The organism is Micromonospora pallida (assembly GCF_900090325.1).
Lineage (GTDB): Bacteria > Actinomycetota > Actinomycetes > Mycobacteriales > Micromonosporaceae > Micromonospora > Micromonospora pallida.
In genome coordinates this window covers 2,268,292-2,281,493 of sequence record NZ_FMHW01000002.1, presented here as the reverse complement: position 1 = coordinate 2,281,493, position 13,202 = coordinate 2,268,292, and the positions used below count along the sequence as shown (strand labels likewise).

Annotated in this window: 6 protein-coding genes; 3 read left to right on the top strand and 3 right to left on the bottom strand. The window is 73.3% G+C overall.

The window, feature by feature from the left end; translation table 11 throughout:
* Positions 1 to 4: 4 nt before the first annotated feature.
* The 3 genes from GA0074692_RS09935 to GA0074692_RS09925 are packed head-to-tail and all read right to left on the bottom strand — an operon-like array spanning position 5 to position 10,457.
* A complete protein-coding gene (locus tag GA0074692_RS09935; RefSeq protein WP_091642194.1) occupies positions 5 to 4,426 on the bottom strand; it encodes a MupA/Atu3671 family FMN-dependent luciferase-like monooxygenase in 4,422 nt (1,473 codons plus the stop codon).
* Positions 4,423 to 9,555: a non-ribosomal peptide synthetase gene (locus GA0074692_RS09930; protein WP_091642191.1), complete on the bottom strand. Its 5,133-nt coding sequence runs from the start codon at positions 9,553 to 9,555 to the stop codon at positions 4,423 to 4,425. The genes GA0074692_RS09935 and GA0074692_RS09930 overlap by 4 nt, the downstream gene beginning before the upstream one ends.
* Before the next feature lie 14 nt (positions 9,556 to 9,569).
* Positions 9,570 to 10,457, bottom strand: coding sequence for a DUF5829 family protein (locus GA0074692_RS09925; RefSeq protein WP_141725219.1), 888 nt, complete (start codon positions 10,455 to 10,457; stop codon positions 9,570 to 9,572).
* Positions 10,458 to 10,668: 211 nt separating this feature from the next.
* Between GA0074692_RS09925 and GA0074692_RS09920 the strand changes: the two genes are divergently transcribed.
* From GA0074692_RS09920 to GA0074692_RS09910, 3 genes are read left to right on the top strand one after another with little or no spacing between them, the layout of a single operon-like run.
* Entirely contained in the window at positions 10,669 to 11,709 is a 1,041-nt protein-coding gene (locus tag GA0074692_RS09920; RefSeq protein WP_281198796.1) for a beta-ketoacyl-ACP synthase III, read from the top strand.
* Entirely contained in the window at positions 11,706 to 11,948 is a 243-nt protein-coding gene (locus GA0074692_RS09915; RefSeq protein ID WP_091642180.1) for an acyl carrier protein, read from the top strand. Before GA0074692_RS09920 ends, GA0074692_RS09915 begins: the two co-directional genes overlap by 4 nt.
* Entirely contained in the window at positions 11,945 to 13,159 is a 1,215-nt protein-coding gene (locus tag GA0074692_RS09910) for a beta-ketoacyl-[acyl-carrier-protein] synthase family protein (RefSeq protein WP_091642178.1), read from the top strand. Before GA0074692_RS09915 ends, GA0074692_RS09910 begins: the two co-directional genes overlap by 4 nt.
* Positions 13,160 to 13,202 lie beyond the last annotated feature (43 nt).

Sequence of the window (13,202 nt, the reverse complement as noted above, 5' to 3'; positions counted from 1 at the left end):
TCGGTCAGCTCCTTCGTGCCCGGCGCGAGACGGCGGCGGTGAGGGCGGCGGCGCGGCGCCCGGCGGCCTGCTGGACCCGGGCCAGCGTGTCGGGGCGTTCGCCGGTGGTGGAGCAGGCCGCCGCGAGCGCGCGTACCGACGGGTAGCGGAACAGGTCCACCAGGGACAACCCGGTCAGGTCGCGGGCCAGCAGCCGGGCCCTGGCCTGGACCGCCAGCAGCGAGTTGCCGCCGAGCTGGAAGAAGTTGTCGTCGAGACCGACCTGGTCGCGGTCGAGCAGCTGCGCCCACACCTCGGCGATGGTCTGCTCGACCTCGGTGCGGGGTGGCTGGTAGTGGGTGGGTCCGGCGGTGTGCGGGTCGGGCAGCCGGTTGCGGTCGATCTTGCCGTTCGGGGTCAGCGGCAGCTCGTCGAGGACGGTGACGGTGGCCGGCACCATGTAGTCCGGCAGCGCGCGGGCCAGTGCGGCCCGCAGTGCCGCCGGGTCGGGCGCCGGGCTGTCGGTCCGGCTCGGTTGGCAGTAGGCGGCCAGGCTGCGGTGGGCACCGGCGCCGCGTACGACGACCACCGCGGCGCGGACGTCCGGCTGGGCGGCCAGCACGCTCTCGATCTCGCCGAGCTCGATGCGGTGGCCGTGGATCTTCACCTGGTGGTCCAGCCGGCCGAGGAACTCCAGCGTGCCGTCGGGACGCCAACGGGCCAGGTCACCGGTGCGGTACAGGCGGGAACCGTCGGCGGCGAACGGGTCGGGGACGAACCGTTCCGCGGTCAGGGCGGGGCGGCCGTGGTAGCCACGGGTGACGCTCGGGCCGCCGAGCAGCAGTTCACCGGGCACGTTGATCGGGGTGGGACGCAGGTCCGCGTCCACGACGTAGGCGCGGACGCCGGCCAGGGGCTGGCCGAGCGGCACGGTCGAGGCGTCCGGGTGGTCACCGGTGACCGGCTGGGTGCTCGCCCACACCGTCGCCTCGGTGGGGCCGTACATGTTGTGCACGCCGCCGCCGACCAGGCCGGCGAGGTCGGCGCCGAGTGCGGCGGGCAGCGCCTCCCCACCGACGAGCAGGCGGCGCAGGTCACCCAGCGCCGCCCGGGTGTCGGGATCCTCGGCCAGCACACCGGCCAGCGAGGGGGTGCACTGTAGGTGGGTGACGCGGTGGCGGCGCAGTTGCGTGGCGACCGGCTCGTCGGCCCGGGCCACCCGGCGGCGTTCCTCGCTGATGTCCCGCGCGGCCCGCAGGTGCGGCAGGGCGGCCAGGACGTGGTCGTGGTCGACACCGAAGTCGATCAGGCAGGCGACCTCGTCCACCTCGATCGCCTTGAGCCGGTCCACCAGGTCGGCAGCGGCCTCCGGGGTGCCCAGCAGGGCGGCGGTGTCGAAGAAGCGGTCGAAGGCCTGCTGGACCAGGGCGTCGAGTTCCGCTTCGGGCAGGGCGCGGAAGTCGCTGCTGCTGCCGGAGACCGCGCCGAGACCGGACAGCAGGTCGAAGGAGCTCTTCAGGTACGCGCACAGCGGCGCGCGGACCAGCTCGCGTACCTGCTCGGCGTCGGTGCCGAGGAAGGTGTGCACCATCAGGGTGACGTGGCCGGAGCCGGCGTGGCCGGCCTCGCGCCAGGCCCGGCGGTAGATGGCGATCTTCTCGCCGAGCTGGTCGACCGAGTGGCCGAGCAGGTGCGTGAGCAGCCCGGCGCCGATCTCGCCGGCCATCCGGAAGGTGTCGGGGCTGCGCGCACTGGTCACCCAGACGGGCAGTTCGGGCTGCACCGGTGGCGGGTACACCCGCACGCTGACGTGGTCGCCGCCGGGACGCGGACGGCTGACCGTCCCGCCCCGCCAGAGCCGTCGTACCTCGTCGATGCCCGCCAGCATCAGGTTCTTCCGGTCGGCGTACCGCTCCGGAGCGAGGACGAAGTCGTTCGGCTGCCATCCCGAGGCGACCGACAGGCCGACCCGCCCACCGGAGAGGTTGTCCACCACGGCCCACTCCTCGGCGACCCGGAGCGGGTCGTGCAGCGGTACGACGACGCTGCCGGCCCGGATCTGCACCCGTTCGGTGATGGTGGCGATGGCGGCGGCGGTGACCGACGGGTTCGGGTAGAGCCCGCCGAAGTCGTGGAAGTGCCGTTCCGGGGTCCAGACGGCGGTGAAGCCGTGCCGGTCGGCGAAGCGGGCACCCTCGATGAGCAGTCGGTACCGGTTGTCGGCGCTGCCGCCCCGGTCACCGCCGAAGTAGAAGAGACTGAAGTCCATCGGCCGGGCCTGCACCTCGGCGGGTACCGGGGCCCCGGTCACGGTCGCGGCGCCGGAGGTGGGTTCGTCGCCCCGGATGACGACCTCGAAGCCACGGGTGAGGGTCCACAGCAGCTCCAGCACGGAGATGTCGAAGGAGGCGCTGGTCACCGCCAGCCAGGTCGGTCCGGCCGGGTCGCTGCCGGCGTCCGGACCGAACTCGCGGTCCATGCCCGTGAAGAAGGCGCCCACGTTGCGGTGGGTGACCAGCACACCCTTGGGACGTCCGGTGGAGCCGGAGGTGTAGATGACATAGGCCAGGTCGTCGGCGCACGCCGGTACGGCCGCCCCGGTCGGTGCTGGCTCGGCCGGCGGTGCGGTCGGTGCCGGCTCGACCGGCGGTGCGCCGGGGGCGACGGCGACGACCGGCAGGCCGCCCAGGCGGCCGGCGAGGTGGTCGGTGGTGACCACCACCCGGGTACCGGAGTCGGTGACCATGAAGGTGAGCCGGTCGGCCGGCAGGGCGGGATCCAGCGGCAGGTACGGTCCGCCGGCCTTGAGGATGGCCAGCAGCGTCACCGCCAGGTCGGTGCCGCGGTTCAGCAGGACACCGACCGGCACGTCCGCGCCGACGCCGTGGCCGCGCAACGTGACGGCGAAGCGTTCGGCGCGTTCCTCGAGCTCGCGGTAGCTCAGTCCGGGCTGGTCACCGGGTCCGGCGTCCCGCACGGCCACCCGGTCGGGGGTGCGTCGGGCCTGCGCGGCGACGAGGTCGTGCACGAGCACGTCGGTACGGTGGTCGACACCGGTGGCGGTCCACTCGGTGAGCACCCGGTGGCGCTCGTCCGGGGTCAGGACGTCCAGGTGGCCGACCGGGGTGTCCGGGTGCGCCAGGGCCGCGGCGAGGACCTGACGGAAGCGGGCGGCCATCCGTTCGGCGCTGTCCGGGTCGAACAGGTCGGTGCTGTATTCCAGGCGACCGGTCAGCTCCGGCCCGCGTCGGGTGAGGGACAGGGTGAGGTCGAACTTGGCGGTGGCGGTGTCGCCGGGGACCGGGGTGACCGTGCAACCCGGCAGGGTCAGCCCCACGGCGTCGGTGTCGTGGTAGCTGAACAGCACCTGGAACAGCGGGTTGTGCGCCAGGTCCCGGCTCGGGTGCAACTCCTCGACGAGCTTCTCGAAGGGCAGGTCCTGGTGGGCCAGGGCGTCGCGGGTCTCGTCGCGGGTCCGCTCGACCACCTGCCGGAAGGACGGGGCGCCGGTGAGGTCGATGCGCTGCACCAGGGTGTTGGCGAAGAAGCCGATCAGCGGCTGGATCTCGGCGCGCTGCCGGCCGGCCACCGGCGAACCGACGACGACCTGCGCCGTACCGGTGTGGGCCCGCACGACGACGGCGAAGGCGGCCAGGAGCACCGCGAACGGGGTCGCGGCGACCTGCCGGGCCAGCGCGTCCACCTTCCCGGTGACATCGGGGTCGAGCGGCAGGTCCAGGTGCGCGCCACGGTAGGTCTGGGTCGGCGGGCGGGGCCGGTCGGTGGGCAGGCTGGCCAGCATCGGTACGTCGGCGAGCCGGTCCCGCCAGTGGGCGACGAGCCGGTCGAGGGTGGCGCCGGTGAGGTGACCGTGCTGCCATTCGGCGAAGTCGGCGTACTGGACGGGCAGGTCGGGTAGCTGCCGCCCGGTGTAGGCGGCGGTCAGTTCCCGCTCGAGGATGGCCAGTGACCAGCCGTCGCAGACGATGTGGTGGACGGTCAGGCACAGCCAGTGCTCCGTCGGGCCCAGCCGCAGCAGGGTGGCCCGCAGTACCGGGCCGTCGACCAGGTCGAACCGGGTACGCGCCTCGGCCCCGGCCAGCGCCGCCGCCTCGGCGGCGTCGGCGACGTCGCGCACGGTCAGGGGGACCCGCGCCGGCGGCAGGACGATCTGGCGCGGCTGACCGTCCACCGCGCGGAACACGGTACGCAGCGCCTCGTGCCGCCGTACCACCGTGGTCAGCGCGCGTTGCAGGGCCTCGACGTCGAGCGGGCCGTGGATGCGGTAGCCCAGCGGAATGTTGTAGACGGGGTTGTCGGGGGTGAGCTGGTCGAGGAACCACAACCGCTGCTGCGGGTAGGACAGTGGGTGGCTGCGTTGGGCCAGTCGCTGGGCCAGCTGCTGGGCCAGGAGGGCCCGTCGTGCGTCCGTGCCGGTGTCACTCATCGGTCCACCTCGTTGTCCGCGAAGGTGTGCAGCAACTGCTCGACCTGCTCGGGGCTGAGCTGGTCGATGTGCTGCAGCAGGTCCTCCAGCTGCCGCCATCCGCCGGGTGCGATGCCGCCGGGCCCGGCCGGATCCGTGGCCGCGCGGCCGTGGAGGGCGGCCACCAGGCAGGCGATGGTGGGCGTACGCAGGAAGCGGGCCAAAGCCACGTCGGCGCCGAACGTCTCGTTCACCCGGGCCACCAGCCGCATGGCGAGCAGCGAGTGCCCACCGAGGGCGAAGAAGTCATCGTCGAGACCGACCCGGTCGAGCCCGAGCAGGTCGGCGCAGATCGCGGCGACGGTCCGCTCGGCGTCGCTGCCGGGCGGACGGAAGGCCACCCGCAGGTCGGGACGTTCGGCCTCGGCGGCCGGCAGGGCAGACCGGTCGAGTTTGCCGTGCTCGGTCAGGGGCAGGGCCGGCAGCGGCACGTACGCCGCGGGTACCAGGTAGGGCGGCAGCCGCTCGACGAGCCAGGCGCGCAGCTCCGTGGCGGCCGGTCCGGGCCGGCCGGCCGCGGGTACCACGTAGGCGACCAGGCGTCGTCCGGCCGGGCTGTCGTCGACCACGACCGCCGCGCCGGCCACCGCCGGATGGCCGAGCAGGGTGTTCTCCACCTCGCCCGGCTCGATCCGGAAGCCGGAGATCTTGACCTGGTCGTCGATCCGGCCGAGGAACTCCAGCACGCCTCCGCTGCGCCAGCGCACCACGTCGCCGGTGTCGTAGAGGCGGGAGCCGGCGGCGCCGAAGGGATCGGGGACGAACCGCTGCGCGGTCAGCGCGGGCCGTCCGGCGTAGCCCCGGGCCACTCCGGGGCCACCGAGGTAGAGCTGACCCGGTACGCCCTCGGGCACCGGGCGCAGCTCGCCGTCGAGCACGTACGCGGTGGTGTTGGCGATGGGGCGGCCGATGGGCACGGAGGTGGCCTCGTCGGGCAGGTCGGTGATGTGGTGCACCACCGCGAAGGTCGTGGTCTCGGTGGGGCCGTAGCCGTTGAGCAGCCGGACCGGGGCGTGCGGGCCGCGCAGCAGCTGCCGGATCCGGACCGGGTTCAGCGCGTCCCCGCCGACGAGCAGGTTGGTCATGGTGGCGAAGCTGTCCGGCCGGTGCGCCATGACCTCGTTGAACAGGGCCGAGGTCAGGAACATGCTGGTGATCCCGGACCGGCGCAGCTCGTCGCCCAGGTGGCCGGGGCTCAGGACGGTGTCGCGGGGGATGACGCAGACGGTGCCGCCGTGCAGCAGGGCACCCCAGACCTCGAAGGTGATCGCGTCGAAGGACGCGTCGGCCACCTGGGCGATGCGTTCGTGCGGCCCGAACCGGACGAAGTCGGCGCCGCAGACCAGGCGCAGAATCGCACGGTGGGCGACGACCACCCCCTTGGGGCGTCCGGTGGAGCCGGAGGTGTAGAGGACGTAGGCGGCGCTGTCCGGGCGGGCGACGGATGCGGCGCCGCCCTCGGGCCGGTCCGTCGGCCCGACCTGCGGGTCGTCCCCGATGACCACGTCCACGGTTCCGGCGGGCAGCAGCCCGGCCAGGTCGGCCCGGGTGACCACCAGCCGGACCCCGGAGTCGTCCAGCAGCCAGCGCAGCCGTTCAGCAGGATGCCCGGGGTCGAGCGGTACGTAGGCGCCGCCGGCCTTGAGCACGGCCAGGAACGCGGTGATCAGATCGCTGCCCCGTTCGAACAGGACACCGACCGGGGTGTCGACCCGGACGCCCCGGCGGCGCAGCAGTCCGGCCAGCCGGTCGGCGCGGGCGTCGAGTTCGGCGTAGCTGAGGGTCCGGCCGTTGTCCTCGACGGCGGGGGCGTCCGGTCGCCTGGCCACCTGTTCGGCGAACAGTTCGGGCACGGTGCGTGCGGCCGGAAAAGGAACGTCGGTGCGGTTGTACGTCTGGACGACCTGGGTCCGCTCCTCTCCGCTGAGCAGCGGCAACCCGCTGACCGGGCGGTCGGGGCCGCGCATCGCCGCGTCGAGCAGCCGGGCGTAGTGCGCGGCCATCCGCCGCATGGTCGAGGAGTCGAACAGAGCGGTGGCGTACTCCCAGATCAGGGTGATCGGGGCGTCGTCGTCGCGGTGGCCGCGCCCGGCACGCTGTTCCGCGCGGGGCAGGACCACGATGTTCAGGTCGGTCTTGGCGGTGCCGTTGTGTCGTTCCAGCACGGTGCCGGTCAACCCGGCGAAGCTCAGCAGCGGCATCGGGGAGTCGTGGAAGCTGAACATGGTCTGGAACAGCGGGTTACGGGACGGGTCGCGGACCGGGTCGAGGGCCTCCACCAGCCGGTCCAGCGGCACGTCGGCCCATTCGTAGGCACGCGCGGCGCGGCTGTGTACCCGGCGGACCAGTTCGGTGAAGCCGGGACGGCCGGACAGGTCGACGCGCAGCGGCAGGGTGTTGACGACCATGCCGATCATGCGTTCGGTCTCGGCGAGGCGGCGATTCGCCACGCCACTGCCGATGATCATGTCGTCCTGGCGGGCGTAGCGGCTCAACAGGGCGGCGAAGCCGGCGAGCATGGTGGCGTAGAGGGTCACCCCGTGCCGGCGGCTGTACGCGCGCAGTCGCGCACACAGCTCACCGGGTAGCTCGATCCGCAGCGCCGCGCCGGTGAAACTCTGGCTCAGCGGACGGGCCCGGTCCAGGGGCAGCGCCAGCTCGTGCGGCGCGCCGGCCAGTTCCCGGGTCCAGTGCGACAGGTGACGGTCGAGGGCCTCGCCCTGCATCCATCCGCGTTGCCAGAGCGTGAAGTCCCGGTAGCGGCAGGCCGGCGGCGGCAGGTCCGGTTCCCGTCCGGCGGCGTGGCTGCCGTACAGGGTGGTGAGCTCGTCGACGAAGACGGCGAACGACCAGCCGTCGTGGACCAGATGGTGTTCGACATGGACCAGGGTGTGGTCGTGCGCGGCGTGGCGGATCAGCGCCCACCGGGCCAGCGGTGGGCTGGCCAGGTCGAACGGTTCGCGCAGGTATCCGGCCACGACCTGCTCGGCCTGCCGGTCGCGCTCCGGCTCGTCGTACCCGGACAGGTCGACCAGCGGGAGAGCGATGGCGCAGTGGGCCGCGGTGCGCTGTTCGGGGCCGTGCGCACCGGCCACGAAGCCGGTACGGAAGATGTCGTGCCGACGGACGATCTCGTTGAGCGCGGCCTCCAGCGCGGCCGGGTCGAGCGGCCCGTGGAGCCGGATGGTGGCCTGGGCGTGGTACGCCCGGTTGCCCGGGTCGAGCTGGTCGAGGAACCAGATCCGCTCCTGGGGCAGCGACAGCGGCACGACCGCGTCGGCGTCGGCCGGGGTCAGCGGCGGTGGGCTGGGTGCGCGACCGGTGTCGTCGGCGTCGTCGAGCGCGACGGCCATGGCGGCGACGGTGGGGGATTGGTAGATGACCCCGACCGGCAGTTCACGGCCGAGCTCGGCGCGGACCCGCGCGGCGAGCCGGCCGGCCATCAGCGAGTTGACGCCGAGGGCGAAGACGTCGTCGTGCACACCGAGGCGGTGGCCGTCCGACGTGCCCACGGCCGGCTCGGCGCTGGTGTGGCCGAGCAGCTCGGCGACGAACCCGGCGAGGAGTCGCTCGGTGCGGGTGCGCGGCGCGGTGACGGGTCCGGTGAGGCCGGCGCTGGCCCGGTCGGGCTCGGGCAGGGCGGACCGGTCGATCTTGCCGCTCACGGTCAGCGGCAGCGCGTCGAGGGTGACCACCACGTCGGGTACCAGGTAGGCGGGCAGTCGTTCGGTGAGGAAGGCGCGCAGACCGGTCGGGTCGTGGTCGCTGGCGGCGTAGCCGACCAGGCGGGTGGCCTCGCCGGTGCCCCGGGCGACCACCACCGCGTCGGCCACGGCGGGATGCCCGGCCAGTACGGCCGCCACCTCCTCCGGTTCGACCCGGTGCCCGCGCAGCTTGATCTGGTGGTCGATCCGGCCGAGGTAGTCGAGGGTGCCGTCGGGGTGGCGGCGTACCCGGTCGCCGCTGCGGTAGCGGCGTGCGCCGGGTGGACCGTCCGGGTCGGGGACGAATCGTTCGGCGGTCAGCGACGGCCGGGCGTGGTAGCCCAGGGCGACGCCGGCCCCGCCGATGACCAGTTCGCCGACCTCACCGTCGGGCACCGGGCGGCCGTCGGGGTCGACCACGGCGACGTGGACGCCGGTGACCGGTACGCCGATGGACGGCCGACGGTCGTCGGGACGCACCTGCGCCACGGTGGCCCAGACGGTGGTCTCGGTGGGGCCGTAGGCATTGAACATGCGCCGGCCGGGAGCCCAGCGCCGGACCAGTGCCGCGGGGAGCGCCTCACCGGCGCAGACCAGGACCGTCAGGTCGGGCAGGGGCTCGTCGGGCAGGGCGGCCAGCACCGACGGGGGTAGCGTGAGGTGGCTGACGCGCCGGTCCCGCAGGGTGGCGATCAGGTCCGGCCCGGGGGCGATGGCGGCCCGATCCGCGATGACCAGGGTGGCGCCCGCCGCCAGCGCCATGGCGGTCTCGAACACCGAGGCGTCGAAGCTGGACGGGGCGAACTGGAGGACCCGGTCACCGGGGCGCACCCCGAAGGCGTCGGCCTGCGCGCGGACGAGGTTGGCCAGGCCGCGGTGGCTGAGCAGGGCGCCCTTGGGACGCCCGGTGGACCCGGACGTGTAGATCATGTAGGCGAGATGCCGCCCGTTCGGTCGCTGCGCAGGCAGGCCGGGCACCGGCCCGGACGCTGCGGCGACCTCGGTCGGGTCGACGCGGCGTACCCGCCCGGCGGGCAGCCGAGCCATGGCGGACGCCCCGGCGACGACCAGGTCCACACCGGAGTCGGTGAGCATGTACGACAGCCGCTCGGCGGGGTAGGACGGGTCGAGCGGCACCCAGCCGCCGCCGGCCAGCAGGATGCCGAGTACCGCGACGACGAAGTCGGTCGAGCGGTCCAGGGCGATCCCGACCGGCACGTCGGGCCCGACGCCGTGGCCGCGCAGGTGGAGCGCCACCTGCTGGGCTCGGGTGACCAGGTCGGCGTAGCTCAGCGACCGGTCGGCGGACTCCACCGCGACCGCGTCGGGGGTACGGGCGGCGTGCGCGAGGACCGCCTCGTGGAACAGTACGGATTCGCCGGGCATCGACGCACCTATCCTCAGGCTGGTGGGGTGAACGTCCAGTGGGCGGTGCCGTGCTGCCGTAGGACCAGGCGTGAGGTGTCACCGAAGACGAACTCCTGATCCCGCTGCGGTGCGTCGTGCAGGTCCGTGGTGATGTCGAGGACTCCCTCGGGCGCGGTGGCCGAGCCGACGAGGGTGATGTCGACACCCGGACCAGCAATCCGGTACGTCGGCCCGGAGCCGGCGGCGGCATCGTCGGTGGCGTCGGTCGTGGTCCGGTAGCCCAGGGCGGTGAGCGCGTCGGCCATCCCGGCCGCCCGCTGCGGGCGGACCCGCAGCGTGACGGCGGTGATGTCGCGCAGCCAACGCCGGTCGCGCGTCCCGGTGCCGAACGCCGCGTCGAGGTACCCGCTGCGCAGCAGCTCCCCGCCGGGTCCGCGACGGGCGGACACCGAGTCGAAGTACTCGGGGGTGACCTCGTTGAAGAACAACAGCAGTGGGCTGTCCTCGCCGAGATCGGTGCGGAACATGTGGTACCAGGGGTGGAACTCGTCGGTGTCGGCGGTGTGGCGGTGGACCAGTTCGTAGTGGCCGCCGATGCCGGAGCCGGTGTCGAACAGCGCCCGGGCCCGTTGCACGGAGCCGGGGTGTTCGAAGGAGAAGACCAGACCACCGGTGAGGCGACGCGGGCCCGGAAGCGCGCCGTCGAACAACTCCAGCAGGGTGTTCTCGCCGGCCAGCCCGAGTGCCGAGTACTGCCCGGCGACGGAGCTGGTGACGTTTTTTGGTTTTACCCGGGCGAATTGTTCGCGCAGCATGTCGCAGGCGGATATATCGCGGAAGGTGGGCCCGTCGAGCAGTACCACAACGTGGTCCAGCAGTGGGGCGGGGATGGTGCGCGAATCCCCCTGCGCGAATGGCACGTCGGTTTCCTCTCGTCGCTTTGCGGGCGTTCCACCAGGGGATACAGCCGTGATCAGCGTAATTTCGCCACTGTGCGCCGAGTACTGGGGGAAACCCCACCGGGCGAAACCTAGGGGGCGCGGTACGGAGTTCGCAGGGTTAACTGGTTACCGGGTTCGAACTCGAGAGACGCAAGGGACTCACCATGAAACTGTCCATTCGGCGGGTACCGTGACGGCCCGGTCGGCAGTGCTCGCCGGAGTGGGTGGCTGGGTGCCGCCGCGTGTGGTCACCAACGCGGAACTCTCCGCCGGACTGGACACCTCGGACGAGTGGATCCGGTCCCGCACCGGCATCGCGCAACGCCACCTCGCCGATCCCGGCACGTCCACCGCCGACCTCGCGGTCGAGGCGGCCCGGCGGGCCCTGGCCTCCGCGGGGACGCCCGGCGTCGACGCCGTCGTGGTGGCCACCATGACGCCGGACCGGTCCTGCCCGGCCACCGCACCCGAGGTCGCCTCCCGGCTCGGCCTGACCGGGGTGGCCGCCTACGACCTGGGTGCGGTCTGTAGCGGGTTCGTCTATTCCCTGGCCACGGCCGCCGGCCTGATCGCCACCGAGCTCGCCGACCGGGTTCTGGTCATCGGCGCCGACGCGCTCTCCAGCGTCACCAACCCGGCCGACCGCACCACCGCCGTGGTCCTGGCCGACGGGGCTGGTGCGGTCGTCCTGCGCGCCGGCGGACGCGACGAGCCCGGCGCACTCGGCCCCTTCGACCTGGGCAGCGACGGGGAGGGAAGCGACCTGATCCAGGTGGCCGCCGGTGGGGCCCGGCAGCGGCTGTCCGGCCGGCCGCCCGCTCCGGCCGACTTCTACTTCACCATGGACGGACGCGAGGTGTTCCGTAACGCGGTGCAACGGATGGCCGCCTCGTCCCGCGCCGTGGTCGAACGGGTCGGCTGGCAGCTGGACGACGTCGACCGGGTCGTCAGTCACCAGGCCAACATCCGCATCCTCAACGCCCTCGCCGACGAACTCGACCTTGCCCGGAAACAGATCGTGTCCAACATCGACCGGGTCGGCAACACCGGTGCCGCCTCGATTCCTCTGGCCCTCGCCGACGCCGACGCCACCGGTGCGGTCACCGCTGGCGACCGCGTCCTGCTCACCGCCTTCGGCGGCGGCCTGACCTGGGGGTCGACGGTACTTGTCTGGCCACGACTGCGACCGGGCGACCCGCTGGAACCCACCGCCGAGGAGCGTGCGAAATGACCGACGTCTACCAGCAGCTGGTGGAGATCCTCACCACCCGCTTCGAGACGGAGCCCGACGAGATCGGCCCGGACGTGACCTTCGAGGAACTCGATCTGGACTCGCTGTTCATGGTGGAACTGGCGCTGGTCCTACAGAAGGAGTTCAACGTCAAGATCGCTGACGAGGACGCCACGCCGCGTACCACCATCGGCGCGCTCGCCGGCGTCATCGAAGCCTCGTTGTCCCGCGCGGCGTGACCGGTATGGAGATCGCCGTCACCGGCCTGGGACTGGTCACCCCGGGCGGGATCGGCGTGGCCCGTACCTGGCAGACGGTCTGCGCCGGGGTGTCCACCGCAACCCACGACCCCGACCTGGCCGGCACACCCGTCGACCTCTCCTGCCGGGTGCCCGACTTCGACCCGCGCGCCGTCGTCGGTCGCCGCCACTGGCAGTACGACCGGCTCGTGCAGTTCGCGTTGGTGGCGGCCAGGGAGGCAGTGGCCGACGCCGGCCTGGACCCGGCGACCTGGGACGGCGCCCGGGTCGGCGTGGTGATCGGCTGTGGCATGTGGGGGGTGTCCACCACGGCCGCCCAGCATGCCGTTCTCGCCGCCGAGGGGGCGCACGCCGTCTCCGCGCTGACGCTGCCGAAGATGCTGTCCAACATGGCCGCCGGTCACGTCGGCATGGACCTGCGCGCGGGCGGTCCCAACCTGGTCGTCGCCACGGCCTGCGCCTCCGGCAGCACCGCCATCGGCCTGGCGTACGACCTGCTGCGTGGCCGGACCTGCGACGTGGTGGTGGCCGGCGGCACCGAGGCCGGCGTCACCCCGCTCGTCGTCGCCGGGTTCGCGCAGATGGGGGCACTGTCGCGGCGCGCCGACCCGACCGCGTGCCGGCCGTTCGACGTCGGCCGGGACGGCTTCGTGCTCGGTGAGGGATGCGGTCTGCTGGTAATGGAACGCGCCGAGGACGCCGCCGCCCGGGGCGCCCGGGTGCGGGCCCGGCTGCTCGGGTTCGGGGCCAGCGCGGACGCGTACCACCCCACCGCCCCCGATCCTGAGGGCCGTGGTGTGCAGCGGGCCGTGCAGGCGGCGCTGACCGGAGCCGGCCTCGTACCGGCCGACGTGGACCACGTCAACGCGCACGCCACCGGCACACCCGCCGGTGACGTGGCCGAGGCGCGGGTGCTCCGCCGCCTGCTCGGCCCGTCGCCGGTGGTGACCGCGAGCAAGGGGTCCCTCGGTCACGCCCTGGGCGCCGCCGGTGGGATCGAGGCGGCCCTGACCGTGCTGGCGGTGCAGCACGGCCTCGTCCCGCCGACCGCGAACCTCGACGAACAGGACAGCGCCGTCGACCTGGACGTGGTCACCAAGGCGCCCCGGGAGCAGCGCGTCGAGGTGGCCCTGAGCAACTCGTTCGGCTTCGGCGGCCAGAACGCCGTCCTGGTGCTGGCCGCCGCCTGAGACCACACGTCGCCCGGACGGACACCGCGTCGGGCGGAAGGGG